The sequence below is a fragment of the Pigmentiphaga aceris genome (assembly GCF_008119665.1).
In the GTDB taxonomy this organism is placed as follows: domain Bacteria; phylum Pseudomonadota; class Gammaproteobacteria; order Burkholderiales; family Burkholderiaceae_B; genus Pigmentiphaga; species Pigmentiphaga aceris.
In genome coordinates this window covers 2,029,923-2,054,840 of record NZ_CP043046.1, presented here as the reverse complement: position 1 = coordinate 2,054,840, position 24,918 = coordinate 2,029,923, and the positions used below count along the sequence as shown (strand labels likewise).

Annotated in this window: 24 protein-coding genes and 1 tRNA gene; 18 read left to right on the top strand and 7 right to left on the bottom strand. The window is 62.1% G+C overall.

Going from position 1 to position 24,918, the window contains the following annotated elements:
- The first annotated feature begins 86 nt into the window (after positions 1-86).
- From FXN63_RS08650 to FXN63_RS08625, 6 genes are all read left to right on the top strand, one after another.
- Positions 87-162 (top strand) — tRNA-Asn (locus FXN63_RS08650).
- A 387-nt stretch (positions 163-549) separates the two neighbouring features.
- Complete coding sequence (locus FXN63_RS08645) at positions 550-1,254, top strand: helix-turn-helix transcriptional regulator (protein ID WP_148814287.1); 705 nt, start codon at positions 550-552, stop codon at positions 1,252-1,254.
- A 1,382-nt stretch (positions 1,255-2,636) separates the two neighbouring features.
- Positions 2,637-2,924 carry a VOC family protein gene (locus tag FXN63_RS08640; protein ID WP_148814286.1) on the top strand — a complete coding sequence of 96 codons (288 nt, stop codon included), beginning with the start codon at positions 2,637-2,639 and terminating at the stop codon, positions 2,922-2,924.
- Between the two features lie 287 nt (positions 2,925-3,211).
- A complete protein-coding gene (locus tag FXN63_RS08635) occupies positions 3,212-4,255 on the top strand; it encodes an ABC transporter substrate-binding protein (RefSeq protein WP_246165074.1) in 1,044 nt (347 codons plus the stop codon).
- Positions 4,252-5,109 carry an ABC transporter permease gene (locus FXN63_RS08630; RefSeq protein WP_148814285.1) on the top strand — a complete coding sequence of 286 codons (858 nt, stop codon included), beginning with the start codon at positions 4,252-4,254 and terminating at the stop codon, positions 5,107-5,109. The genes FXN63_RS08635 and FXN63_RS08630 overlap by 4 nt, the downstream gene beginning before the upstream one ends.
- Positions 5,085-5,876, top strand: a complete 792-nt coding sequence (locus FXN63_RS08625; RefSeq protein ID WP_148814284.1) for an ABC transporter ATP-binding protein — start codon at positions 5,085-5,087, stop codon at positions 5,874-5,876. Before FXN63_RS08630 ends, FXN63_RS08625 begins: the two co-directional genes overlap by 25 nt.
- 11 nt (positions 5,877-5,887) lie before the next feature.
- Here FXN63_RS08625 and FXN63_RS08620 read toward each other — a convergent pair whose 3' ends face one another.
- Positions 5,888-7,267, bottom strand: coding sequence for an aspartate aminotransferase family protein (locus FXN63_RS08620; protein ID WP_148814283.1), 1,380 nt, complete (start codon positions 7,265-7,267; stop codon positions 5,888-5,890).
- Between the two features lie 332 nt (positions 7,268-7,599).
- On the opposite strand from FXN63_RS08620, the gene FXN63_RS08615 reads away from it, so the two are divergent.
- The 6 genes from FXN63_RS08615 (at position 7,600) to FXN63_RS08590 (ending at position 12,128) form a co-directional block, all read left to right on the top strand.
- Entirely contained in the window at positions 7,600-7,950 is a 351-nt protein-coding gene (locus tag FXN63_RS08615) for a cupin domain-containing protein (RefSeq protein WP_148814282.1), read from the top strand.
- A gap of 186 nt (positions 7,951-8,136) precedes the next feature.
- The gene (locus tag FXN63_RS08610; RefSeq protein ID WP_148814281.1) at positions 8,137-8,985 is read left to right on the top strand and encodes a transporter substrate-binding domain-containing protein; all 849 of its coding nucleotides are present in this window, start codon (positions 8,137-8,139) and stop codon (positions 8,983-8,985) included.
- A 29-nt stretch (positions 8,986-9,014) separates the two neighbouring features.
- Positions 9,015-9,770 (top strand): amino acid ABC transporter ATP-binding protein, encoded by a 756-nt coding sequence (locus tag FXN63_RS08605; protein WP_148814280.1) that lies wholly within the window; start codon positions 9,015-9,017, stop codon positions 9,768-9,770.
- Positions 9,767-10,450, top strand: coding sequence for an amino acid ABC transporter permease (locus FXN63_RS08600; protein WP_246165073.1), 684 nt, complete (start codon positions 9,767-9,769; stop codon positions 10,448-10,450). Before FXN63_RS08605 ends, FXN63_RS08600 begins: the two co-directional genes overlap by 4 nt.
- A 15-nt stretch (positions 10,451-10,465) precedes the next feature.
- On the top strand, positions 10,466-11,155 hold the full coding sequence (locus FXN63_RS08595) for an amino acid ABC transporter permease (protein ID WP_148814279.1): 690 nt from the start codon (positions 10,466-10,468) through the stop codon (positions 11,153-11,155).
- 40 nt (positions 11,156-11,195) lie between these two features.
- Positions 11,196-12,128: a 2-hydroxyacid dehydrogenase gene (locus FXN63_RS08590; RefSeq protein WP_148814278.1), complete on the top strand. Its 933-nt coding sequence runs from the start codon at positions 11,196-11,198 to the stop codon at positions 12,126-12,128.
- A 201-nt stretch (positions 12,129-12,329) separates the two neighbouring features.
- Here the strand turns inward: FXN63_RS08590 and FXN63_RS08585 are convergent, their stop codons facing one another.
- The 5 genes from FXN63_RS08585 to FXN63_RS08565 form a co-directional block, all read right to left on the bottom strand.
- Positions 12,330-13,820 carry an IS1182 family transposase gene (locus FXN63_RS08585; RefSeq protein WP_246165072.1) on the bottom strand — a complete coding sequence of 497 codons (1,491 nt, stop codon included), beginning with the start codon at positions 13,818-13,820 and terminating at the stop codon, positions 12,330-12,332.
- Between the two features lie 81 nt (positions 13,821-13,901).
- Entirely contained in the window at positions 13,902-14,315 is a 414-nt protein-coding gene (locus FXN63_RS08580) for a VOC family protein (RefSeq protein WP_148819087.1), read from the bottom strand.
- Positions 14,316-14,420: 105 nt separating this feature from the next.
- The gene (locus tag FXN63_RS08575; RefSeq protein WP_148814277.1) at positions 14,421-15,461 is read right to left on the bottom strand and encodes a threonine/serine dehydratase family protein; all 1,041 of its coding nucleotides are present in this window, start codon (positions 15,459-15,461) and stop codon (positions 14,421-14,423) included.
- Positions 15,461-16,468 (bottom strand): N-carbamoyl-D-amino-acid hydrolase, encoded by a 1,008-nt coding sequence (locus FXN63_RS08570; RefSeq protein WP_148814276.1) that lies wholly within the window; start codon positions 16,466-16,468, stop codon positions 15,461-15,463. The genes FXN63_RS08575 and FXN63_RS08570 overlap by 1 nt, the downstream gene beginning before the upstream one ends.
- A gap of 51 nt (positions 16,469-16,519) precedes the next feature.
- Positions 16,520-17,188 carry an aspartate/glutamate racemase family protein gene (locus FXN63_RS08565; RefSeq protein ID WP_148814275.1) on the bottom strand — a complete coding sequence of 223 codons (669 nt, stop codon included), beginning with the start codon at positions 17,186-17,188 and terminating at the stop codon, positions 16,520-16,522.
- 114 nt (positions 17,189-17,302) lie between these two features.
- On the opposite strand from FXN63_RS08565, the gene FXN63_RS08560 reads away from it, so the two are divergent.
- The 4 genes from FXN63_RS08560 to FXN63_RS08545 all read left to right on the top strand — a co-directional run bounded on the left by FXN63_RS08560 (position 17,303) and on the right by FXN63_RS08545 (position 21,935).
- Positions 17,303-18,244, top strand: a complete 942-nt coding sequence (locus tag FXN63_RS08560) for a LysR family transcriptional regulator (RefSeq protein ID WP_148814274.1) — start codon at positions 17,303-17,305, stop codon at positions 18,242-18,244.
- A 144-nt stretch (positions 18,245-18,388) separates the two neighbouring features.
- On the top strand, positions 18,389-19,870 hold the full coding sequence (gene hydA, locus FXN63_RS08555) for a dihydropyrimidinase (protein WP_148814273.1): 1,482 nt from the start codon (positions 18,389-18,391) through the stop codon (positions 19,868-19,870).
- Positions 19,871-20,148: 278 nt separating this feature from the next.
- Positions 20,149-21,354 (top strand): pyridoxal-phosphate-dependent aminotransferase family protein, encoded by a 1,206-nt coding sequence (locus FXN63_RS08550; protein ID WP_148819085.1) that lies wholly within the window; start codon positions 20,149-20,151, stop codon positions 21,352-21,354.
- Between the two features lie 299 nt (positions 21,355-21,653).
- Complete coding sequence (locus tag FXN63_RS08545) at positions 21,654-21,935, top strand: HU family DNA-binding protein (protein WP_148814272.1); 282 nt, start codon at positions 21,654-21,656, stop codon at positions 21,933-21,935.
- A 164-nt stretch (positions 21,936-22,099) separates the two neighbouring features.
- On the opposite strand, the gene FXN63_RS08540 is transcribed toward FXN63_RS08545, so the two are convergent.
- The gene (locus FXN63_RS08540; RefSeq protein ID WP_148814271.1) at positions 22,100-23,008 is read right to left on the bottom strand and encodes a LysR family transcriptional regulator; all 909 of its coding nucleotides are present in this window, start codon (positions 23,006-23,008) and stop codon (positions 22,100-22,102) included.
- A 167-nt stretch (positions 23,009-23,175) separates the two neighbouring features.
- Between FXN63_RS08540 and FXN63_RS08535 the strand changes: the two genes are divergently transcribed.
- On the top strand, positions 23,176-24,528 hold the full coding sequence (locus FXN63_RS08535) for an acyclic terpene utilization AtuA family protein (RefSeq protein ID WP_148814270.1): 1,353 nt from the start codon (positions 23,176-23,178) through the stop codon (positions 24,526-24,528).
- A 1-nt stretch (position 24,529) separates the two neighbouring features.
- A complete protein-coding gene (locus FXN63_RS08530; protein WP_148814269.1) occupies positions 24,530-24,895 on the top strand; it encodes an AtuA-related protein in 366 nt (121 codons plus the stop codon).
- The last annotated feature ends 23 nt before the right edge of the window (positions 24,896-24,918 follow it).

Sequence of the window (24,918 nt, the reverse complement as noted above, 5' to 3'; positions counted from 1 at the left end):
CCGGCCGGGTTGTCGCGTCTTTGCATTAAAAAGCACCCGCTTTGACAAAGCCGGAAAAACTCTGCTATGATCTTTTTCTTGGTTGATCCCTGATAGCTCAGTTGGTAGAGCGACGGACTGTTAATCCGCAGGTCACTGGTTCGAGTCCAGTTCGGGGAGCCAAAAGAATTTAGAGAAGCCCGGCTCGCAAATGCGAACCGGGCTTTTTGCATTAGGGGTTCGGCTTAAAATTTGGGCTTAAGACCGCCCTTCGACACTGTCTTCGCTGGGGAGACGCTTGCTTTGCTCGCGTCCGCGGTGGGTTTGATTTGCTATCCATCGACATCGGATTTGCGGGAAAGGCTCGGCTTTGCTTGAACCAGCAGCGGGCACCTGCATGCAGGCTGCCGAACAATATCTGCTTATGATCATAGTCGGCCAGACACCAGCTCTTCAGTGTCGCCGCATGTTCAGTGCTGATCACAAGCGCTGGGCAACTTCACTATCCAGGTGATGGCGTCGCCGTTCTGCGACTACTGCTTCTCCTCCTATCCAAGTATTGCCATCATCATGTCCCGCGCTGAACGATTGCTCGAATTGATGCAGTGCCTGCGCCGTCATCGGCATCCGATAAGTGGTGCAGTGTTGGCGCAGACCTTGGGCGTCAGTCTTCGCACGCTGTATCGGGACATTGCCAGTTTGCAGGCGCAAGGTGCGGAGATCGAGGGTGAGGCGGGTGTGGGTTATGTGCTGCGGCCGGGTTTTCTGTTGCCACCGTTGATGTTTTCACCGGCTGAACTCGATGCGTTGACGCTGGGCATCCGCTGGGTGTCGAGGCATACCGATCCCGAGCTGGCGCAGGCTGCCAATAATGCGTTGGCGAAGATTGGCGCGGTGTTGCCGGCGGATTTGCGGGAAGCGATCGCGGCGACGCCGCTTCTGGTTGGTCCCACTGATTCGCCAGCCGATTTGCCAGCCAATGCGCATGGCTATCTGCCTGTGTTGCGGCGTGCGGTGCGGTCGGAGCACAAGCTGGACATCGTTTATCACGCGCTATCGGGTGAGCAGACCGAACGTCGCGTCTGGCCAGTGGCGCTAGGCTTTTTTGATCGTGTTCGTGTGTTGATCGCGTGGTGTGAAACGCGTCAATCTTTGCGGCATTTCCGGGTGGACCGATTGTTGTCAGTCCATGAACTTGACGAGCGTTATCCGCAGCGACGTCAGGTGTTGCTGAAGCTGTGGCGTGAACGGGAAGGTATTGCACGGCCGCAGTGAGCAAGACGTGTTGATCTGTGTGGGCGTTCTTCCGTCAGTTGGTTGCATGATGCTGCCATATAGCGATGCTGAGCCAGTCGCGGGTGTCGGGGGCGCGTCGCCTGCCCCGCTGGACTTACGCGTCGGGGCTCCCGCCCTCCACGTCGTCCAGAAGGGCAGGCGACGCGCCCCCGACACCCGCGCCTTCAAAACGGCTTGATTAGAAGCTGATCCCGCCTGTGGACGACTGCGATTTTCTGGCTGCTCGGGTGCTGGTCACGTCTCCCCCGTATTGGCGTTCGCAGTCTTTGACTGTCGCCCGGCTGGAGTCGGGGAATTGGCTGATCAGGTCGCCACGAAGCAAGTCAGCGGCTCACGTCTCGGGCCGTTCTTTAGAGGCCTTTCAGGGCGGTGCCACTCAAGAATATTTGTGCGCCTGCTTGGTGGTGGGGTGACTTGGAAGCGGGTGGCCGCGCACCAGGTAATGCGACGAAAAGGCGGGGCGTTGACAGTTGGCGTATTGAAGGCTGCGTACTGAACGTTCGGAGCGATGATCAACGTTCGAGGCGATGAAGATCAGTGATGAGCGATGGTAAATGCTGACGCTGCCAGGCGTTTCCAAGAAGCCCTGACACGTCCGTTGAGCACCTGTATCAAACAGCCGCCAACACCCTGGTCGCGCTGGCACTGCCGCACGCCAAGAGCCGCGACCAACACGCAGCACAAACGTTTTATGCAAATCAGCCGCCAGCACCACAATTGTCGCTGCCGCTCTCCGCATGCCATGACGCTGCGGCCACCCGCTTCGGTGTCACCCCACCACCAAGCAGGCGCGCAAATTTTCTTGAGTGGCACTGCCGTAAAAGGCCGCTGATATACGGCCAGGCCCGTGAGCCGTTGAGTCACTTCGTGGCGACCTGGCCAGCCAAGTCCCCGACTCCGGCCTGTAAGTAGTCAAGGACTGCGGACGCCATTGCGGGGGAGCCGCATACAGCACCCGAGCAGCCAGAAACATCGAATCGTCCAAAGGCGGGATTCGCTTTTAACCAAGCCGTTCTGAAGGCGCGGGTGGCGGGGGCGTGGCGAATGCCCTTCTGGACGACGTGGAGGGCGGGAGTCCCGACGCGTAAGTCCAGCGGGGCAGGCGACACGCCCCCGCCACCCGCGACTGGCAAAAGAACGCAATAACTGAGCAAACAGCCAAGCACCTGGCAGACAGAAAGCTAGACAGTCCCAGACGTGACCTCATCAGCAAAACGTCATAGTCCCAGCACCTCTACAACACCAAAAACACTGCTGACAAAAACTGTCAGCATCAGCCCTCAGTATGAATGCCTGACCCCACCGCACGGCACGCATGAAAACCGCGCACCGAGCCTCAGCATTCACACCAGGAGCCCACCATGTCCCACCCCACCTTCGTACTGCTCTACGTCGACAGCCCCGCCCGCAGCGAAAAGTTCTACACCAAGCTGCTAGGCACTCCGGCCATCGAATCGTCCCCCACGTTCGCCCTGTTCGCCCTCCAACCCGGCCTGATGCTCGGCCTGTGGCAACGTGACGGTGTCGAACCCGCCGCCTCGGCCCCCGCAGGCGGAAATGAACTGGCGTTTGCCGTCGAAAACAACGAAGCCGTTCTCGCCACAGACCCAGACGGCCACCGACTGCGCGTGTTCGCCCCAGCAAAATAAGCGCCGCCAGCAACGCACCTGCAAACCGACAACCAGCGCGCCAACCGCCGATCTCGCGCGCGCCGATGACCGACTTGCGCACGGCCGTCAACCATATGGATATTGCTCGCACGCGTCCGCGCACAGCCATATTCATATGAAGATTGATGCCTTAGTGCGCGACACACTTTCAACCAGAATCCAAGGATTGATCCTGATGTGCCGCGCAATGCCCAGATGGCATTCGCGGCGCAATCAGGCCTCGCCCGCGACGCCGCACCACGCGGCCGCCTCCTTGGAGCATCGACTTGTTGAAATCGTCTTCTCGCCGCCTGGCCGGGCTCGCTGTCCGCACTGTGCTGGCCACTGCCGTGATGCTTTCCACCACCGCGCACGCAGGCAACACCGCCGCCATTCCGAACGACATCCCCCCGGGCACCACACTGGCAATCGGTGACCCCAAAACCCAGCGTGCGCTTGAACTGTCGGGCGAGATCGACAAGCTTCCCTTCAAGGTGAAATGGGCCAACATCAGCGGTGGCCCGCGCACCATCGAAGCCTTCCGCGCCAACGCGCTCGACCTGGGTTCAGTCGCAGACATTCCGCCCATCCACGCCGTGTGGACCGGCCTGCCGGTGCAGATCGTGGCCGCCAGTTTCCGCAAGGACGCGGTCAATCATCCGATCTACAAGCTGGGCATCGCACCCGGTGCGAAGATCGACACCCTGGCCGATCTGCGTGGCAAGAAGATCGCCTACAGCCCGGGTCAGGCGCAAGGTGCGTTGATCCTCCGTGTACTGCAAAAGGCGGGGCTGACGCAAAAGGACGTGAAGCTGGTCGAGATGCCCAGCACCGGCGACGTCTACGCCAATGCGCTTGCCAGCAAACTGGTCGATGCGGCACCGATTGCCGAAGCCATCCAGCCGCGCTATCTGGCCAACTACGGACCGGATGGGGGCAAGCTGATCTCGCATGAATTGCGTGATGACCCCTGGTACATCTACGCGCGTCAGGCCGTGCTCGACGACCCGGCAAAAGCTGCCGCCGTGCGGGAATACGTCAAGGCCTGGGGCCGTGCCAGCCGCTGGATCTACGAGCACCCAGAAGAATGGGCCAAGGGCTACTACGTGCAGCAACAAGGCTTGAGCCCTGCCGACAGCCAGTTCCTGATCAAGTCCGCTGGTGAGCCCGACCTGCCGCCCAACTGGACCGACGCAATTGCCCGCCAGCAGCAGACGATTGATCTGCTGGCCAAGGAAACCGGCAAGCCTGCATTCAAGGCAGAAGACTTGTTCGACCGCCGTTATGAAACCTTCGCCGCCCAGGCGGTCAGCAACGTGGCGCGCAAATGAGCAGCCTTCCTGTCGCGTCTATCGCGGATCGAACAATAGGCGAAAGCACCACTACCGTTCAAGACACGGCCAGACGGCATTCGCGACTGGGTCCCGGACGTCCGCTGCGCTTTGGCGCAATCATCGGCCCGCTGTTGTTGCTGGCGTTCTGGACGGTCGGTTCACTGACCGGGTTCATCGATGCCCGCACGCTGTCTCCACCCTGGGTGGTAGTGCAGACGGCCGGTGAACTCGCGGCATCGGGCCGCCTGTGGGAGAACTTCGAGACCTCGTTGTGGCGGGCCGTGCAAGGCCTGTTCTGGGGCGTGTTGGTTGGTGGTGTGCTGGGCGTGGTGGCGGGCTTGAGCCGCATCGGCGAATACGTGGTCGATGGCCCGGTGCAGATCAAGCGTGCCATCCCTACCCTTGCGCTGATTCCGCTGCTGATGCTGTGGCTGGGCATCGGCGAAGGCATGAAGGTCAGCACCATCGCGCTGATCGTGTTCGTGCCGATCTATATCCAGACCCACGACTGCCTGCGCAGCATCGACAGCCGGTATCTCGAACTTGCCGAAACCCTGGGCGTAAGCCGAACCGAGTTCATTCGGCATGTCGTACTACCCGGTGCCCTGCCCGGCTTCCTGCTGGGTCTGCGCTATGCCGTGACCTCGTCCTGGCTGGCCTTGGTGGTCGTGGAACAGGTGAATTCCACCAGCGGCATCGGCTACATGATCGAACTGGCACGCAGCTACGGGCAGACCGAAATCATCGTGGTCGGCCTGGCGCTGTACGCGATCCTGGGTTTGTCTTCCGACGGACTGGTCCGTCTGCTACAGAAAAGGGTATTGAGATGGCGACGAACGCTCGCGGACTGACGAATCAACCGGTGGTACGGGTGCGGCAGCTGGAACGCCGCTTCGGCGACCGTACCGTGCTTGATCACATCGACCTGGATATCCGCAAAGGGGAATTTGTGGCCTTGCTGGGCCGCAGCGGGTCGGGCAAAAGCACCTTCCTGCGCGCGCTGGCCGGGCTGGATCATGAAGTCAGCGGCCAAGGCCAGTTGCAGGTCCCCGACAAGCTGTCTGTGGTCTTTCAGGATGCGCGGCTGCTGCCGTGGAAATCCTTGCTGGACAACATCACCTTCGGGCTGCGCGGTGAACAACCGACAAGACGTGCGCTGGACGCACTGGCCGAAGTAGGCCTGGTCGGACGCGAGAAATCGTGGCCGAACGAGCTGTCGGGCGGCGAGCAACAACGCGTGGCGCTGGCACGTGCGCTGGTGCGCGAACCAGAACTGCTGCTGGCAGATGAACCTTTCGGGGCACTGGATGCACTGACGCGCATCAAGATGCATGCGCTGCTGCGCACGCTGTGTGAGCACCATCAGCCTGCGGTGCTGCTGGTGACACACGATGTGGACGAAGCAATCACGCTTGCCCAGCGCATTCTGGTGCTGGATCAAGGCAAGCTGATTGTGGATATTCCCGTTAATCTGCCGGAGCGTCATCCGGCGCGGGAATCGCGCATCGTGGAGATACGCGAATTCCTGCTGGGCAGTCTGGGGGTGGAAGCGGATGATCGCCATGCCCCGCTGCAAGCAGCGGAACCAGCCCCCATCCCCTTCCGTTTTGCCGCCTGATTGCTAGCGAATCAGGCGACCGACTGACGCACTTCGGGCTGGGCCAGGACCGTGTCCAGCACCTTGCGCAAGCGGGTGAAGAGCAAGGCGAAGTCGTCGGCGGTGTAGCAAAGCGCGGGCGCAAAGCCCAGGATGTTGTCGCCGAAAGCACGGAACACCAGGCCTTCGGCATAGGCTGCCGTCGAGATACGTTCGTGCAGCTTCAGCGACGGATCGAATTGGCGCTTGCTGGATTTGTCAGCCACCAATTCCAGCGCACCCAGCAGACCACGGCTGCGTGCGTCGCCCACCAGCGGGTGTGCCAACAGGTCTTTCAGACCACCAGAAAACACCGGTTCCAGCGCGACGCCATTGGCCAGCAAACCACCCTCGTGATACAGACGCAGCACTTCCAGGCCAACGGCTGCGCTGACCGGGTGTGCGGAATACGTGTGGCCGTGGCCAACCGGCGTACCGCTGGCAGCGCCATCGGCAATCGCGGTGTACACCGCGTCGGACATCAGCACCGCACCCATCGGCGCGTAACCTGCCGTCAGGCCCTTGGCGACGGTCATCAGGTCGGGCTGCACATCTTCGGCTTCGCAAGCGAACAAGGGGCCCGTGCGGCCGAAGCCGGTAATGACCTCGTCCACCACGAACAGAATGCCCAGCTCGCGGCAGGCCAGTTGCATGGCTTTGAGCCAGCCGACCGGCGGCACGATCACACCGCCCGAACCCTGAATCGGTTCGCAGAAGAAGGCGGCCACCTTGTCGGCACCCAGTTCCGCAACCTTGTCCTTGAGCGACTGCACGCTGCGCTGGATCAGTGCGGCGGGGTCGTGACCGACATCGCTGCGGTAGGCGTAAGGCGACGGGATGTGGTGCTGGTACGCACCCGGCATGTTGAAATTCTTGTGGAACACCGGCAAGGCCGTCAGGCCGGAACCGATGGTCGATGAACCGTGATAACCGCGTGACAACGCAATGAACTGCTTGCGATCAGGCTGGCCGATGGCGTTGTAGTAGTAGGTGATGAAGCGGATCGCGGAGTCGACGGCGTCTGAGCCGCCCAGCGTGAAGTACACATGTTGCAGCGAGGCCGGTGCGTATTCAACCAGCTTGGCAGCCAGTTCCACGGCGGGCTCGGAGCCAAAACCGAAGTAACCCGTTGCGTAGGGCAGACGATTCATCTGCGCGGTGGCCGCATCGACCACGCTTTGCTGGCCGTAGCCCACGTTCACACACCACAGGCCCGAAAAAGCGTCGAGCAATTCATGCCCGTTCGAGTCGGTCAGGTAAGCACCCTTGCCGCTTGCCAGCAGGGTTACGCCCTTTTTCTCGTGATCGCGATAGTTGGCCACGGGGTGGATGAGGTGCTTGCGGTCGAGTTCGAGAAGCGATGAATTCTGCATGATGAGCCGGTGCCTTGCTTAAGGAGTCTGCTTGTCATTACAGCACCGCAGCCTCAGGCGTTTGCCCCGAAGTCCCGCGCCAAAAACACAGATTCAACCGATTTTCGGCATCGGGTCGGCAGCTTCCTCCAGCCTGTGCAGCACGGCGCAAAAGCGTGCCTCGCGCACCGAGGAAATGCGCGCTTGCGCACAGCACCATGCCCTCGAATTAGCGCTCGCGCCCGACGAATCGAAGATGATAGAGTCCGGTTTTTCTCGGGTGGATCGGGCCAGGCAGCCTGTCACGCGTACGCAACCGAGCTGTTTTCTGCCTGCCACCTGAAGACTCGATCATGCCCATTACTCTGCTCAAACAGACCGCCAGCATCACCACGCTGCAGCCCTCCCCGCCGCCCCTGCGCGTGCTGTCGGGCACCTCGCCCACCACCAGCGACCTGGAAGTTCTGCTCGAAGGCGCTGGCGGCAGCGACACTGGCGTGTGGGAATGCACCCCCGGCCGTTTCGAACGCCAGATCGCCAAGGCAGAACTGATGCACATTCTGACCGGCTCCTGCACCTTCACACCGACCGACGGCGAAGCGATCAGCTTCGGTGCCGGTGACACCGTGTTCTTCCCCCAGAACACCTTCGGTGTGTGGGACGTGAAGGAAACCCTGCGCAAGGTCTACGTGATCTTCGGGTAACCAAGCTTCCCGCTGCGTGGCGAACACCTGTTCGTCACGCGAAAGACGCATGCGCTTAACGGATTGTTAAGGCAAGGCCATAAAAAGGCACGCGACACCGGCAGGTCGAGAAAACCATAATTTTTTCGTCTGTTTTTCGTTTGTCACGCCCTTTTTTCCTTCGCCGCCCCTGTCCGGAGCCGAACCATGACGTCTTTCTTCCGCCTTTCCCGCCTCGCCGCCCTGACCCTGCTCTGCCTGGGCGCCCACGCTGCGACGGCGCAGTCGACGGCCCCGCTCAAGAGCGCACTCGATCCGTCTTTCGCGCCGCAGGGCATGGTCAAGCTGGGCGGTGGTGTCCAGGGCTTCAATGCCGACCTGGGCGAAGCCCTTGCCAAGCGACTCAATCGCAAGATCGAGATTGAAGCCACCGAATTCTCTGGCCTGATCCCCGGTTTGAACAGCGGCAAGTACGACTTCCTGCTGGCCCCCGTGACGGTGACGCCGGAACGCGCGCGCACCATGCTCTTCACCGAGGGCTACACCGAGACCAACTACACCTTCCTGAGCCGCAAGGGCCAGCCGCTGGATACGCTGGAGTCGCTCAAGGGCAAGATGATCACGGTGAACAAGGGCTCGAATTACGACACCTGGGCACGTGACAACGCCGAGAAGTACGGCTTCAAGTACGACGTGTACGGCACCAATGCCGACGCCATCCAGGCCGTGCTGTCCGGCCGCGCCGACTACAACCTGACCGGCAACACGGTGGCAGGCTGGGCAGTCAAGCAGAACCCCGCACTACAAACCGGCCACACCATCAAGACCGGTCTGGTCTGGGCCATTCCTTTCCGCCTGAACGACAAAGCCGGACGCGATGCGGTATCCAACGCGCTGAAGTGCCTGAAGCTCGATGGCACGCTCGCCAAGCTGGCCAACAAGTGGTACGGCACCGAGCCTGACGCCAACAGCATCGAGCGCGTGCCCGCCCCCGGCCACGGCGTGCCCGGCACCGAGAACTACGACGCCACGCCCGCAACCCCGCAGTGCTCGTGATTCCTCGTCAGCCCGCCCCCCGCCCCACCATGAATGCTCCCATCCTCGAACTGATCGGCCTGCGCAAGTCTTATGGCGAGCAGGAAGTCCTGCGCGGCGTGGACCTGCGCGTACGAACCGGGGAGCTGGTGTGCGTGATTGGCCCATCCGGCTCGGGCAAGAGCACGATGCTGCGCTGTTGCAATCGTCTGGAGACGCCTACCGGCGGTCAGATCGTGATCGACGGGCAGGACATCATGCGCGCCGATCTGGACATCAACCTGCTGCGCCAGGGCGTGGGCATGGTGTTCCAGCACTTCAACCTGTATCCGCATCTGGACGTGCTGGGCAATGTCACCTTGGCCTTGCGCCGTGTGCAGAAGATGCGCCGGGCCGAGGCCGAGGAAGTGGGTCGGGAGGCCTTGACCAAAGTGGGCCTTGCCCACAAGGCCGCGAACTACCCGAACCAGTTGTCCGGCGGCCAGCAGCAGCGCGTGGGCATTGCCCGCGCGATTGCGCTCAAGCCCCGCGTGATGCTGTTCGATGAACCCACCAGCGCGCTTGACCCGGAGCTGGTGGACGAAGTGCTGAACGTGATGCGCGCTTTGCGCGAAACCGGCATGACCATGCTGGTCGTAACGCACGAAATGGCGTTTGCCCATGCGGTTGCCGATCGCGTCATCTTCATGGATGGTGGGGTCGTGGCCGAGTCCGGCACGCCCGCTGACATCTTCGAGCGGCCCCAGGGCGAGCGCACGCGCAGCTTCGTGGGCCGCTACATGAGCGGCCGCGACCGGGAGGCATGATGAGCACACCGGGCTCGGGCTTTTTCTTCACCTTCTTCAACGCCGACATTGCCGCGCAGTACACGCCGGCAATTCTGCAAGGCATGCTGGTCACCATCGGCGTCGGTATCGCCGTGGTGATCACGGGCCTTGTGTGGGGCCTGGTACTAGCGCTGCTGCGCGCTACCGATCAAGTCCTTATTCGACGCCTGATCATCGCGTTCTCGGACATCGTTCGGTCGCTGCCGCCGCTGGTGATCATTTTCCTGCTGTACTTCGGGCTGCCGCCCCTGGGGCTGCAGTTGTCGTCGTTTGCGGCTGCCTGGCTGTCCTTGTCCATCGTGCTGGCGGCGTATGCGCACGAGAGCATCTTTGCTGGCATCGTGGCGCTGCCGCGCGGCCAGATGGAAGCAGCACGGTCCACCGGGCTGGGCTGGTGGTCGGCCATGCGCTGGGTGATTTTGCCGCAGGCGCTGCGCCAGGCCGTGCCGCCGCTGACCAATCGCGTGATTTCGACCACCAAGAACACCGCCCTGGCGTCTGTGGTGGCGCTGAGTGAAATCCTGAGCGTGTCGCAGACGGCCGCCTCAAATTCGGGCAACCCCACGCCGCTGACCGTGGGCGCTTTCCTGTACCTGCTGGTCTTCCTGCCCATCGTCGTGTTTTCGCGCTGGCTGGAACGCCGGGCCGATCGCCGCTAGACAGGGACACACGCCATGGAACTCTTCCTGCACAACTTCTTCAACATCGCCGTTTTCCGCGAGGCGTTTCCGCATCTTCTTAACGGCTTCTGGACCACGCTGTGGTTGTCGGCGCTGGTTATTCCGCTGGGTGCGGCAGCAGGCTTGTTGCTTGCGCTGGGCCAGACGCAATCATCGCGCCGTGGCCTGCGCGCCGCTATCGTTGTCTACATCGACCTGTTCCGGGCATTCCCACCGCTGGTGCTGCTGATTTTCCTGTACTTCGGCCTGCCCTTCGTGATCGGTGACGTGCCCAAGCTGATTGCCGTGGCGATTGCCTTTGTGCTGAACAACGCCAGCTACTTTGCCGAGGTGTTCCGAGCAGGCATCAAAACGATTCCGGTCGGCCAGATGGAAGCGGCGCGCTCGACCGGCCTGACCCAGTTCCAGGCGCTGCGCGACGTGATTTTGCCGCAGGCAATTCGCAACGTGCTGCCTGACCTGCTGGGCAACTGCATCGAGATCATCAAGCTCACCGCCATTGCCAGCGTGATCGGCATGCCGGAACTGCTGCGCGCTGCCCGTGACGTACAGTCGCTGGTCTACAACCCCTCGCCCATCGTGCTGGCTGCGCTGTTCTACCTGGCGTTGCTGTGGCCGCTGACCCGCCTGCTGGCTGTGCTGGAACGTCGCAAGTCTGGCAGCGCGCCTTCCCCTGTGCATTGACCACATACCAAGCCCCCAGCACATACTGAACAGAACATCGATGACCGACACTTCCATCACCATTCTTCAACTGGGCGGCTGGCTCGCCGCCGACATTCAGGCGCGCATCCCCGCCCCCTATGTGGTGGTGCCTGTCTATGCGGAAAAAGACCCTGAACCACTCTTGCAGGCGCACGGCGCACAAGCACGCGCGCTGATCTGCACAAGCGGCGGCGTGCCGGTCACGGCCGCCCTGCTGGCACGCCTGCCGGCCGTTGAACTGATCCTGAATCTGGGTGCGGGCACGGAAACGGTGGATCTGGATGCGGCGCGGGCGCGCGGCGTTCAAGTGCTGACCGGTGCCGGGCTGAACGCGTTGGACGTGGCTGAACTGGCCATGGGCCTGATGCTGGCCTTGAACCGCCGCATGGTGGTCGGTGACCGCGATGTGCGGGCCGGGCGCTGGACGGCAGACAACACGCCGGTGCGTCGCATTGCTGGCCGTCGCGCTGGCATTGCCGGCATGGGAGCCATCGGCCAGGCGCTTGCACGCCGACTTGATGCCTTCGACGTGACGGTCTCGTACTTCTCACGCAATCCGGTGGCAGACTTGCCGTGGCAGCACGTGCCCGACCTGGTCGCGTTGGCGGCAGATGTTGATTTTCTGTTCGTTGCCTTGCCGGGCGGAGACGCAACCTATCACCTGGTGAACGCCGAGGTGCTCAAGGCATTGGGACCGTCAGGCAGCTTGATCAGCGTCGGACGCGGCACCGCGGTGGACGAAGAAGCCCTGGTGCAAGCCCTGCAAGCCGGCGCGATTGCCGGGGCAGGCATGGACGTTTTTGAGCATGAACCGAAGGTAAGCCAGGGCTTGATCGACAGCGACCGCACGGTGCTGATGCCGCATCGCGGGGGCTTCACTGCCGAGGCACACGAAGCCGTGTTATCGCTGACCCTGGAGCGCTTGAATACGCGCTTTTTTGGGAAGCTCTAAGGCTGGTTCAAGATGGATACGGGCGACAATCGAACCGCCCGAACAAGTCATCCAAACAAGTCATCCAAACAAGTCGTCCAAACAAGCCGCTCAAACCAGCAGCCGAACAACCAGCCCAAACGCAAAACTGCCCCTTCCGGGGCAGTTTCAGACTGCTGACCACCCCCCCGTTTTCGGACGTGGGGTTTTGTTTTTTGGGGATCAAGCAGCGAGCGCGGCGGGTTGTGCAGACAGCCAGCTATCGAGCCATCCGTCGGCACGGGCGGTCAGGGCGCGCCACCAGGGCGCAACAGGGGCCGATATCGACCACTGCAGGCGCAATAAAAGGCGCGCAAGCACCAGGGCGATCTTCTTGATGTTCTGCGCCGCCGCCGCCAGCAAGCATTGCTCGGCGACCTTGCGCAGCCCGCGCATGCGCGCGTAGCGGTGCCCATGCAGTTGCTTGGCATCGGCGAAGCTGCGCTCCACAGTTTCCTTGCGACGGGCGTATATCTTCTTACCCCAGTCCGTGTGGCGGCGTGCGTCAACCAGTTCCTTGTCGCGTTCCCACACGTGGCGCACGACCACCTTGATCGCGCTCTGGCTGTTGGTGCAATGGCTGCGTACCTCGCACTGCTGGCATTGCGTCGGGTCTGACTTGTATTCGCGGTAGCCCGCCCGATTGGTGGTGCTGTACGGCAGCCGCTGCCCAGCCGGGCAGACATATTCGTTGCGGTAGCGGTTGAACGTGTACTGTCGTTTGTAGAACAGCCCAGGCTTGTGGTTCGGCGTGCGGTAGCCCATTACTCCTTGGATATCGCGCGCATGCAGCCCGTGGCAGATCATCGGCGTGTAGTACCCCGCGTCCAGGCCTACCTTGCGCACACCGAAGCCGAAGCGCTCGCGCTGCCGATCCAGCCTCGCCAAGTAAGGTTGGCTGTCGTGCACCGAGCCTGACGTCACGTGTGTGTCGGTGATGATCGCGAACTTCGCATCGACCGTGCGATGGTCCAGGTAGAAGAACCCCACCGGCTTGTCGTCACGCACCATGAACCCGCTGTCCGGATCTGTACGACTGATCTTGACGTCCTTGGTCTGGGCAGCGCTGCCGCCCGCATCATCGTCGCCGCTGTCACGCTTGAGCGGCCGCTTGCCATGTAGCGCCCGATCCGCATCGACCGCCGCATCCAGCTCAGCCAAGTATGCCGAGGGTGTTTGTGCGACCGTCACCACGTCGAATTTCTTCTTGCTGGCGTTGGCCTTCAAGTGAGTGCTGTCCGTGTACAGCACCCGGCCATCCACCATCCCCCGCCCGATCGCCTGACGCACGATCTCGTCAAAAATCTCCTGGTACACCGAGGTGTCCGTATAGCGTCGCCTGCGGTTCTGCGAGAACGTCGATGCATCGGGCACCTTGTCGGTCAGCCGGAAACCGATGAACCACCGATACGCCACGTTCACCTGCACCTCGCGCATCAACTGCCGTTCACTGCGCACCCCAAACAGGTAGCCAATGAACAGCAGCTTGAACATCACCACCGGATCCAGCGCCGGACGGCCGTTGTTCATGCTGTACAGGTGCGCAACCTTCTCTCGGATGAACTCAAAATCGACCGCTGCCGCGATCTTGCGCAACAGGTGATCGGCCGGAACCAACGACTCCAGCGTCACCATCTCCAGCTCGTGCTGGTGGGGGATCGGTGCTCTTAACATCACCCAATTATGAACAAAGCCTCCGTTTTACGGGAGGCTTTGTCAGCAGTCTGAACTGCCCCTTCCGGGGCAGTTTGCTTATCAAGCCGCGTAAACCGCTTCCTCAGTCCGGAAGCCTTTCACTTCGATCGGGTTACCGAAGGGATCGCGGAAGAACATCGTCCACTGCTCGCCCGGCTCGCCTTCGAAGCGGACCTGCGGGGGCAGCACAAAATCGATACCCGCATCTTGCAGACGCTGGGCCAGCGCTTTCCATTCCGGCAGCAGCAAGATGATGCCGAAGTGCGGCATCGGCACCATGTGGTTGCCGACCTTGCCGGTGTTGGCCGTGGTGAACGGCGTGCCCAGGTGCATGGAAATCTGGTGGCCGAAGAAGTCGTAGTCCACCCAGGTCTCGGTGCTGCGGCCTTCTTTGCAGCCAAGCGCACGGCCGTAGAAGTCGCGCGCCTGATCGAGGTCGGTCACGTTGAACGCAAAGTGGAAGGCTGAGGGCAGTTGCATGGGCAATTCCTGTGCAGACATGTGAATGGCAAAAAGGCGGCAACCGTGGCCGGTCGCCGCCCAGGGATAGTCGAGCGTGTCAGTTCGATTCAGGTCAGTTCAACTCAGTGCAGTGCGCAGCAAGGGCAGATCGACGTTGGCACCGGACAGCACGATCACTGCGCTTTGACCTTGCAAGCTTAGCTTGCCCGCCAGCAGCGCGGCCAATGCCACCGCGCCGCCCGGCTCCAGCACCAGGCGCAGGTCTTCCATGCCGAAACGCATGGCAGCCAGCACTTCGTCGTCAGTCACCGACACCGCACCCGACAGCAGCGCGCCATTGATGGCCCACGGCAGTTCGGCCGGCGTAACGGCCATCAACGCGTCGCAGATGCTGCTGGCCGTAGACGGATTGGTTTCACGTTGACCGCTGGCGAGCGAACGCACGGTGTCGTTCACGGCTTCAGGCTCCACCGCAATGCGGCGCGCCGTCGGCACCAGCGCATCCAGCGCCAGGCAGCAACCCGCCATCATGCCACCGCCACCGCAAGGCGCGGCGAACAGACCCAGACGCGCCTGTTCGTCAGCCGGCAAGTCCTGCACCGACTCCAGCGCCACCGTCCCCTGCGCAGCCAGCACCAGCGGATGGTCACCGGGCGGCACCAGGCTTGCGCCGCTTTGCGACATCAGACGCATGCCGATCTCTTCGCGGCTTTCGATGCGGCGGTCGTAGTGCACCACCTGCGCGCCCTTGGCCAGCGCCTTTTCCACTTTGTTGCGCGGCGCATCGACCGGCATGACGATGGTCGCGGGCACGCCCAGTTTGCTTGCCGCCCAGGCAATCGCCTGACCGTGATTGCCGGTGGAATACGCCACCACACCACGGGCGCGTTCTTCCTCGTTCAGGGCCAGAATGGCGTTGAACGCGCCACGCAGCTTGAACGAGCCAGTGAGCTGCTGGCATTCCAGCTTCAGCCACACATTGCCGCCCGCGCGCTCGCTCAGGCTGGCCGAATGGATCAAGGGCGTGCGGCGCACGTAGGGGGCGATGGCCTGCGCAGCCGCCTGCACATCGGCAAAGCGCGGCACGCGCAAGCTGCCCAGCAGCTCGTGCGCAATGGTGTCCGGCAGGTCTGCCGCGCGCAAGGCGGTCGCAGTCATCAGATGGCTCCCGTCACGGCTTGGTTGGGCTGCCACAGTTCCGGTGCCGAGCTGCCCGTCTGGCTGGTGATGCGCGTATACGCTTCCAGGCGGCGATGCTTGGCGAAGTTGAAGATGGTGGTGCGACCCAGTTCGCACATGGCCAAATTGCAGTCAGCCACGATCACTTCGTCATCCCAGCTGGTTGCCATGGCCATGACTTCGCCCTGCGGGTTCACGATGACCGAATGACCCATCAGCGTAAAGCCGTCTTCCGTACCGGCCTTGGCCACGCCCACGCCAAAGGTGGCGTTCTGGTAGCAACCGGCCTGAATCGACAGTTGCGAGTGGAAGTTGCGCAGGTGATGCGCCTCGAAGCCACGGTTTTCCTGGTTCACCGCCGGGGTGTTGTAGCCCAGCATGACCAGTTCCACCTGCTGCATGCCCAGCTCGCGCCAGGCTTCCGGCCAGCGGCGGTCGTTGCAGATAAGCATGCCCATGTTCACGCGCTCGACCTCGCCCACCGGTGCAGCCACCACCGGGAAGCCCAGGTTGCCGACTTCGAAGTAGCGCTTCTCAAGGTGCTGCACGTTGCGGATCTTCGAGAATTCCTTGTCGCCCGGCAGGTGCACCTTGCGATACTTCAGGACGATCTCGCCAGACGGCGCAATGATCACCGAGGTGTTGAAGCGGCGCTTGCGCATGATGCCGGTTTCGTCCGGCTCATAGGCCAGTTCGGCGTATCCCAGATAGCAGGTCATGCCGTAGCGGCGGATGGCGTCGAACAGCGGCTGCGTAGCCGGCGACGGCAGTGCTTCTTCGTACCAGTCGTCGGCGTCGTCCAGGTTCTCGACGTACCAGCGCGGGAAGAACGTGGTCAGCGCAAGCTCCGGGAACACAACGACATTGGCGCCATGACGGTGCGCCTTTTCCACCAGTCGGACCATGCGCGCAACAACAACGTCGCGCCCCTCGTTTCGTTGAATAGGACCCAGTTGGGCGGCGGCAACGGTGATGATGCGTGTCATAGCAAGCCAGATGAAGAAAGGAAAATCACTCGGCGGGTCAGCGCAATGCGCTTACCAACCCAGGAGCACGCGGCCAAGGGCCATGGATGCGGCGGCCTGTGTGGGTTCAACCACCGGCACACCAAGAGATGTCTGCAGGTCGTCGCGGAAGCTCGCCATGCCTGCGCACCCCATGACGAGCACGTCAGCCCCACGCTCGGTCACCAGGTGACGACCGGCGGCCACCATGCGCTCGAAGGTCAGCGCGCGGTCAGACAATTCGCTGACCTGCAAGCCGATTGCCTTCTCGCCCGCCACGCGGTCGAGGATGCCCATGGCCCCGTAGGTGCGCATGTGACGAGGGATAGAGGTATCAAGAATGGCGATGACGCCCACGCGCTGCCCCAGGCTCAACGCGGTGAGCATGCCGCTTTCGCTGATGCCGAAGACCGGCACGCGGCGCGGTGCCATGGCTTCGCGCACGGCATGCAGGCCGGGGTCGCTGAAGCAGGCAATCACCACCGCTGCGCAATCGTCGGGCAATGTCAGCGCACGCTGAACCAGCGGCATGGCGGCACCATCGACGTCGCACTGCGTCTGGACGCCGCTGGGGCCATCCTCGCGCGTGAGGCAGACGATGCGCGGGCCGTCCGCCAGCCGAAGCGGCGCGAGTGCCGCATCGATCCCCTGCGTGACGATTTCACTGCGGTTGGGGTTGATGACATAGATCGTGCGCGGCATGGCGGGTCCGTCCGAGAGGTCTTGACCCGAAAACTGTACGGCAAAGCAAATGGCACAGAAATTGCACAAACGTCTGTGTGAATTAACCTTTTGTTAACCCAGGTGTGATGTGCCATGGCCGCCCTGAATCTGCGCCAAATTGAAGTCTTTCGTGCCGTGATGACCACCGGCACCATTGCTGGCGCTTCCCAGCTGTTATTCGTTTCCCAACCCGCCGTCAGCCGCCTGCTTGCGCATACCGAGCAGCGTATCGGCTATCCGCTGTTCGAGCGCATCAAGGGTCGCTTGTTCGCTACACCCGAGGCCAAAAAGCTGTTCCATGCCGTTGAACAGGTCTACGAGGCCGTGCAGCGCGTCAATCACCTGTCGAAAGACCTGGCGCTCAATCGCACGGGCATTTTGAATCTGGTGTCCAGCCCCAGCGTGGGGCAAAGCCTGATTCCACAAGCGGTGGCCAATTTCCGCGAAGTGCACCCCGACTGCAAAGTCACTTTCGCCTGCCACAGCTACGAGCACATCCAGGCGCTGCTGCTCAGCCACCAGGCCGACCTGGGCATCATCAGCCTGCCAATGACGCATCCCAACCTGGAGATCACGCCGCTCTGCATGAACCGCCTGGTGTGCGTCATGCATGAAAGCCATCCGCTCAGTGCCAAGGAAACGCTCACCCTGGATGACCTGTGCGCCTGGCCCATGGTGGGCTACGGCGAAGACTCGCCCATGGGCAAGCTCATCAGCCAGTACTTCGAGAAACACGACCGCCAGATGACGACTGCCGTCGAAGTGGGTTCGCCGCAGAACGCGGGCAGCATGGTGGAAACCGGCATCGGCATCGCCTTGGTGGACGAGTTTTCGGTGCGCAGCTGGTCACGCACGCGCCCCATTCAGGTGCGCCCAATCGAGCACGCACCAATCCTGCAAGCCAACTTGGTGCACCTGCGCTACGAGCCGCCCGCGCAGCTCACGCGAAGCTTCATTCAGGTGCTGCGCGAACTGGTGGTCGATCACGGATTTGAGACCTTGACTGAGGACCAGGCCATCGATGCCATTGCATGAGCTTTTTCGCAAGACCTCGCACGCCCACTCGCACACCGCCTCGCATAACCCATTGTTAAGCCTGCCCCACGAAACAGACAGCGACACCGGCCGGTGCACGTCAAACAATCCGGCAGCCGGCAAACCGCTTCACAAGGAATGGGCATGAGCTTCGACCTGACGATCCGCAACGGACGGATCACCACCTCTACTTCCACGTTCGAGGCCGACATCGGCATCGTGGATGGCCGCATCGCCGCCATCGGCCCTGGGCTTGAACCCGGCCGGCAGGACATCGACGCCACGGGCAAATGGGTGATGCCGGGCGGCATCGACAGCCACGTGCACATCGAGCAGGCGTCGAGCACCGGCGTGATGTGCGCAGACGACTTCTACAGCGGCAGCGTGTCGGCTGCCTTCGGCGGCACCACCACCATCATTCCGTTTGCGGCCCAGCATCGCGGCAACAAGGTGCCAGCGGTCATTGCCGACTACCACCAGCGTGCGCGCGAGAAGGCAGTGATCGACTACGGCTTTCATCTGATTCTGTCGGAAGCCACGCCGGAAATGCTGAAAGAAGATTTGCCGCGCGCGATTGCCGACGGCATTACGTCCTTCAAGGTCTACATGACCTACGACGCGCTGAAGATCGATGACTACCACCTGCTGGAAGTCATGGAAGCAGCCGGCCGTGAAGGCGCGATGCTGATGATCCACGCAGAAAATCACGACGTGATCCGCTGGGTGGCGCAACGTCTGCTGGAAAAGGGTTTGAAAGCGCCGAAGTTCCACGGCGTTGCCCACGACCCGCTTGCCGAATCCGAGGCCAGCGCGCGTGCGATTTCGCTGTCGCGCCTGCTGGACGTGCCGGTGCTGCTGGTGCACATCTCCGGCCCGGAGGCCATCGGCCTGATCCGCGGTGCCCAACGCCTGGGCAGCAAGGTCCATGCGGAAAGCTGCCCCCAATACCTTTTCCTGACTGCCGAGGACATGGACCGCGAAGGTTTGGAAGGTGCCAAGTTCTGCTGCAGCCCGCCCGCGCGCGACGCCGCTGCCCAGGAAGCTGTCTGGGAAGGCTTCCTCGACGGCACCTTGCAGGTCTACAGTTCGGACCACGCACCGTTCCGTTTCGACACCGGTGGCAAGCTGCCCAAGGGTGATGCAACGACTTTCAAGGAAATGGCCAACGGCGTGCCGGGCATCGAGCTGCGCCTGCCCCTGCTCTTTTCCGAAGGTGTGCTCAAGGGTCGCATCACGCCCGAGCAATTCGTACAGCTGACTGCCACCAACCATGCGCGCATGTACGGGCTGGAGCATCAGAAAGGCGACATCGCGGTGGGACTGGATGCCGACATCGTGTTGTGGGACCCCGACGTGTCGCGCACCGTCACCTGGGCGGACCTGCACGACCAGGTCGGCTACACGCCTTACGAAGGGCGCGTCATCCAAGGCTGGCCGGAAACGGTCCTGAGCCGGGGCCGCGTTGTTGTCGACGCAGGCCGCCTGCTGGCCGAACGCGGCCAGGGGCAATATGTCGCCCGCCGCTGCCCGCGCCCCATTCTGGAAGGAGCCATGCGACCGAACCCCTCGCACGTATCCCCCTGGCTGGGCCTGCGCGGCAAAGCCTGGAAGAACGACTCCGCATAGCATCGTTGCATGACAGACCGTACACCTTACATCTGCCTGTATTGCGGCCGACAAACCAGATGCTGAGGAAAACAGTTTCACCTTCCGGCGCGCCCATATTGGGTGCGCCGGCACCCGCTCGTCCATCGGTTCTATAATCTACGCCCGTTTGCCGCGCTGCATCCTGCGCGTTGGCATCGGCCCACTTTCGATGGCTGGCCATGCTAGAAGTCTCCGCTGATCGTGCCGCAGGCGATCTAACCCGCAGTACCCCCCCTATTCCCGCCGTTGTCGACACTGTGTCGGCCGACTATCTTCCGCCCACCGTGCTGGCGCTGAAGGACATTTTGCCGGACGAGCCGCTGCTGATGATGGGTGCCGGCCCTGTACCGATCCCGCCTGCGGTGGCGCACGCCAACTCAGTGGTCATCAACCACCTGGGCGCGACCATGTCGACCATCATCACGCAAGTGAAGGCGATGGCGCGCTATGTGTTCCAGACGCGCTCCAACTGGGTGCTCGGCGTGGCCGGCCCGGGTTCGGCGGCCATGGAAATGGCACTGTCCAACCTGGTGTGGCCCAACAGCAAAGTGCTGTGCGTGGTGAACGGTTTCTTCAGCGCGCGCATGGCTGAAATGAGCACCCGCCTGGGTGCCGACGTGGTCCGACTCGATGTCACCAACCACCAGGCCGCCACCCTGGAAGCGGTTGAAGCCGCGCTTGCGCTGCATCGTCCGCAGTGCCTGACCATCGTGCAGGGGGAAACCTCGAACACCGTGTTCAACCGCGAATTGCCTGCCATTGCCAAGGCTGCCAAGCGATACGGCTGTCTGGTGATCGTGGACGCCGTCTGCACGCTCAGCACCATGCCGCTGCAAATGGACGCGTGGGAAATCGACGCGGTCATCACCGGTGGTCAGAAGGGTCTGTCGTCAATCCCCGGCGTGTCACTGATCGCCTTCTCGGACCAGGCCTGGGCGCGTATCGGTCAGCGCACCGATCGCAATACTCACTGGTGCCTGGACGCGAAGCTGGCCGAGAATTTCTGGCACAAGGGCTCGTATCACTACACCGCCCCGGTGTCGGGCGTACTGGCCTTGCACGAAGCCCTGCGCCTCGTCTGCGCCGAGACCCTGCCGGTGCGTTTCGAGCGTCATGCACGCTGCTCGCGCGCGCTGCAGGAAAGCATCGAAGCGTCAGGCCTGACGCTGTTTGCCGAGCCCGCATCGCGCCTGAATTCAGTGGTCGGCATCGTGGTGCCGGCAGAACTCGACAACGCCAAGGTGTGCGCGCAGATTTCAGAGCGCTATCACGTCGAAATCTCGGGTTCCTTCGGCTTGCCGATGGTCCGTATCGGCCAGATGGGCGAACAATGCCGCGCGCACAACCTTTTCCGCACGGTACATGCTTTGGGTTCCGCCATGCGCGACCTGGGCGTGAAGGTTGACCTGCCGCGCGGCATGGCAACGCTGGAAGAGTCGCTGCAACGTCAGCGCGCTGCCTGAACCAATTGATGCAGGCCCGCCTCGGCGGACCTGCATCGACGCCTGCGCCTACTGTTTTCGCAGCCACAAGGAAACAGGGGTCACCAATCGAAATAACTTGGTGCGCCTTGGAAACATTGCGTTGCGTAGTTGTCGCAGTGAGTAAATACGGCCCTCTCCAGACCATTTCGGCCGTTTACTGGCGCAGGCATTGGGTGTCTAAACTACAATGCGACTTGCTTTTGTGGCTCAACATTGTTTGAATGCCCACCCATGTGTTTTCCCGGCACCCCAGCCGGGCCTATGTCCAAGGAGTTTTCATGCGCACCAAGAAAGAACTGATCGACGCTCTCGCTGAACGTACCCAACAGCCCAAGAATGTTTCCGAAGCATTCGTGGACGCGCTGGGCGAAGCGCTGCGCGAAACCCTGGCAAGCGGCGAAGAAGTCGTGCTGCCGGGTGTCGGCAAGTTCTCGGTGAAGGAAAAGGCTGCCAAGACTGGCCGTAACCCCCGCACCGGCGAAGCCATTCAGATCGCCGCTCGCAAGGCACCGGCCTTCGCAGCAGCCAAGGTTCTGAAGGACGCTGTCGACGTTAAGTAAGTCGACACGGCAAGACAACGTTGCGCGGTGTTGATTTCCGCGGACGTGCGATACGCAGACCTTGCGCTGGCCTTGGGCACGCAGGTCGGCATCGCAAATCGATAGGCCCGGCTTGCCGGGCCTTTTGTATTTCTGCGCTGCACTATCGTTCAGCGTTATCAGGTTCAGTCCATCCCCAGCTCGGACCGGATGCGCGAGCGCCGCTTCTTCAGCAACGTCAGCAGGCTATCGGCTGCAATCGACAAGGGTTTGTCGCGCTGCATCACAACATAGATGGTTCGGGTGATTTTCGGTTCGCGCAGTGGGCGCACCACGATGTCGGGTGACCCGAACTGGAACAGCGCCAGAAACGGAATCACGCTGATCCCCACCTGATTGGCAACCAAAGACGCCACAGAGGCCAGGTGGGCCACTTCCACCACCCCATTGATGCTCATGGGGCGTATGGCCGCATCCAGCAACTGACGCACGCTGGTGGTGTGCGCCAAATGGATGAACGGCTGGTTGGCGAGGTCGCCCGCCACAATCGACTTCTTGCGTGCCAAGGGGTGATCCTTGTGCATCACCACAAAAAACGCGTCGGTACACAAGGGCTCGGCACTCAGGCCCGCCATCTCGGCCCCGGCTGCACACAAGGCAAAGTCAGCCCTGCCACTGCGCACCAAGGCCAGGCATTCGTCGGACAAGGTGTCCCAGATTTCCGTGGTGATGCCCGGATAGGCATCCCGAAATTCCTTCAGCACCACCGGCAGCCAACCCGCCATCAGCGAGGGCAAGGCAGCCACCGCCGCCCTGCCCTTGCGCTTTTGCACATGGTCTTTCATGTCGGCATCGAGCTGCACGAACTCGGTCAGCAGACGCTTGGCCGAATCGTTGAATACCTGCCCTGCTGCCGTGAGTTCCACGCGACGCGTGCTGCGGGTGAACAAGCGTGTGCCCAGCGAGGTTTCCAGGTTCTGGATCAGCGCGCTGAATGCCGACTGCGACAGGTAGCAGTCTTCAGCAGCGCGCGTGAAATTCCGGCGTTCTACCAACGCAATGAAGGCGCGCAGATCACGTACCGACACGTTCATGGGTACTTGCCCTTAGGGAGTTAAACGGAGGCCATGACGCTATTGCGCCATTGACCTGCCTTTCAGGTCAATAGATCGCAACTACCCATGAATCCGTTCAACGGGATTCCTACAATCGCCGCAGGCAATTGCGCTTTTTCTGCGGACCTTTCCGCCCGGATATTCCCATGACCAAGTTATTGATCGGCTCTGCCGCAGGCTTCTCGGGTGATCGCACCGATGCCGCCCGGCCGGTCGTCGATACGATGATTCGCCTGGGTGGCCCTGCCGCCCTGATTTTCGAGACCCTGGCCGAACGCACGCTGGCGCTTGCCCAGTTGGCCAAGCAGGCAGATCCCGATGCGGGCTACGAGCCCCTGCTGGTCGACATGGTGTCGCCGATTCTGGGCACCTGCCTGGAACACCGCATTCCCATCGTCAGCAACTTCGGCGCAGCCAACCCGGCCGGTGCCGCGCGGCGCATTCACCGCATTGCGGCTGAACAAGGGCTGCGCGTTCCCCGCATTGCCGTGGTCTCGGGTGACGACATTGCCGACGCAGCCGGACAAGCGTTGTTGCAGGCAGAACTGGGCGAGCGTTTCGAGGCAGACCGGTTTGTGTGCGCCAACGTTTACATCGGTGCGCAGGCAATCGCCGATGCACTGCGCGCCGGTGCCGACATCGTGGTCTGCGGTCGGGTTGCCGATCCCTCGTTGACCCTTGGCCCTGCCCTGGCGCATTTCGGCTGGGCCATGGACGATTGGGACCGCCTGGCACGCGCCACCATGGCAGGCCACCTGCTGGAATGCGGCGCGCAGGTCACGGGCGGCTACTTTGCCGACCCTGGCTACAAAGATGTGCCCGACTTGGCCCATGTGGGTTACCCCATCATCGAAATGGATGAAAGCGGCGATTTCGTGATCGGCAAATCCGAACCCACCGGGGGTGTGGTCGATACCCGCACGGTGAAAGAACAATTGCTGTACGAACTGCACGACCCGGCTGCCTACCTGACGCCAGACGTGATCGCAGACATTTCGCAGGCTGAAGTAACGCAGCTTGGCCCGAATCGCGTGTCGGTAACCGGCATCAAGGGCCATCCCCGCCCCTCGCATCTGAAAGCCAACATCTTTTCCGAAGGCGGCTGGTTTGCCGAGGCAGAGATTTCCTACGCAGGCCCGGGTGCGGGTGCACGCGCCAAGCTGGCGATGGACATTCTGCGTGCACGCCTGCCACAGCTGCGCATTCGCTTCGACCTGATCGGAGTATCAAGCGTGTTCGACAACGACGATGGCGGTGGGCTGGCCCAGTTGCCTGCATCACGCGTGCAAGCAGCCACCGACGTGCGTCTGCGGGCCGCCTGCGCCCACGAAGACCGTGCCACGGCCGCCCTGCTGCCACGCGAGCTGAACGCGCTGTACACCTGCGGGCCGGCTGGCGGTGGTGGTGTGCGCACCAGCATGCGCACGCGCTTGAACGCCACGTCTTGCCTGCTGCCGCGCGACGCGGTGTCCGAACAATTCGCTTTTGTGGATGCGTGACATGAACCCGTCGCCCAACTCCTTTCCCCTGCGCGCCCTGGCCCACGGCCGTACCGGTGACAAAGGCAACCGATCCAACATCAGCCTGATTGCGTTTCACCCCGAGCTTTATCCGGTGCTGGAAGCGCAGGTAACCGAGGCGTTCGTGCAGCAGATTTTTGCCGGACGCCATCCACAGACGGTCACGCGTTATCTGTTGCCCCGGATGGGTGCAATGAATCTCGTGCTCGACGGCGTACTCGATGGCGGAGTCAACGATGCCCTGAATCTCGACGCACACGGCAAGTCGCTGGTGTTCCTGCTGCTGCAAGCATCGATCGACGTACCGCCTGCACTGCAATCTCTGCTTGTCCATCAAAAAACGTAGTCCACAAGAATTTCCCCAGGAGA

Coding starts and splice junctions, on each gene's coding strand:
- FXN63_RS08610 (WP_148814281.1), top strand. CDS start 8,137: ATGACGTCTTTCTTCCGCCTTTCCCGCCTCGCCGCCCTGACCCTGCTC.
- FXN63_RS08585 (WP_246165072.1), bottom strand. CDS start 13,820: ATGTTAAGAGCACCGATCCCCCACCAGCACGAGCTGGAGATGGTGACG.
- FXN63_RS08600 (WP_246165073.1), top strand. CDS start 9,767: ATGATGAGCACACCGGGCTCGGGCTTTTTCTTCACCTTCTTCAACGCC.
- FXN63_RS08535 (WP_148814270.1), top strand. CDS start 23,176: ATGACCAAGTTATTGATCGGCTCTGCCGCAGGCTTCTCGGGTGATCGC.
- FXN63_RS08640 (WP_148814286.1), top strand. CDS start 2,637: ATGTCCCACCCCACCTTCGTACTGCTCTACGTCGACAGCCCCGCCCGC.
- hydA (WP_148814273.1), top strand. CDS start 18,389: ATGAGCTTCGACCTGACGATCCGCAACGGACGGATCACCACCTCTACT.
- FXN63_RS08645 (WP_148814287.1), top strand. CDS start 550: ATGTCCCGCGCTGAACGATTGCTCGAATTGATGCAGTGCCTGCGCCGT.
- FXN63_RS08625 (WP_148814284.1), top strand. CDS start 5,085: ATGGCGACGAACGCTCGCGGACTGACGAATCAACCGGTGGTACGGGTG.
- FXN63_RS08565 (WP_148814275.1), bottom strand. CDS start 17,188: ATGCCGCGCACGATCTATGTCATCAACCCCAACCGCAGTGAAATCGTC.
- FXN63_RS08560 (WP_148814274.1), top strand. CDS start 17,303: ATGGCCGCCCTGAATCTGCGCCAAATTGAAGTCTTTCGTGCCGTGATG.
- FXN63_RS08530 (WP_148814269.1), top strand. CDS start 24,530: ATGAACCCGTCGCCCAACTCCTTTCCCCTGCGCGCCCTGGCCCACGGC.
- FXN63_RS08575 (WP_148814277.1), bottom strand. CDS start 15,461: ATGACTGCGACCGCCTTGCGCGCGGCAGACCTGCCGGACACCATTGCG.
- FXN63_RS08590 (WP_148814278.1), top strand. CDS start 11,196: ATGACCGACACTTCCATCACCATTCTTCAACTGGGCGGCTGGCTCGCC.
- FXN63_RS08615 (WP_148814282.1), top strand. CDS start 7,600: ATGCCCATTACTCTGCTCAAACAGACCGCCAGCATCACCACGCTGCAG.
- FXN63_RS08605 (WP_148814280.1), top strand. CDS start 9,015: ATGAATGCTCCCATCCTCGAACTGATCGGCCTGCGCAAGTCTTATGGC.
- FXN63_RS08630 (WP_148814285.1), top strand. CDS start 4,252: ATGAGCAGCCTTCCTGTCGCGTCTATCGCGGATCGAACAATAGGCGAA.
- FXN63_RS08540 (WP_148814271.1), bottom strand. CDS start 23,008: ATGAACGTGTCGGTACGTGATCTGCGCGCCTTCATTGCGTTGGTAGAA.
- FXN63_RS08570 (WP_148814276.1), bottom strand. CDS start 16,468: ATGACACGCATCATCACCGTTGCCGCCGCCCAACTGGGTCCTATTCAA.
- FXN63_RS08620 (WP_148814283.1), bottom strand. CDS start 7,267: ATGCAGAATTCATCGCTTCTCGAACTCGACCGCAAGCACCTCATCCAC.
- FXN63_RS08545 (WP_148814272.1), top strand. CDS start 21,654: ATGCGCACCAAGAAAGAACTGATCGACGCTCTCGCTGAACGTACCCAA.
- FXN63_RS08595 (WP_148814279.1), top strand. CDS start 10,466: ATGGAACTCTTCCTGCACAACTTCTTCAACATCGCCGTTTTCCGCGAG.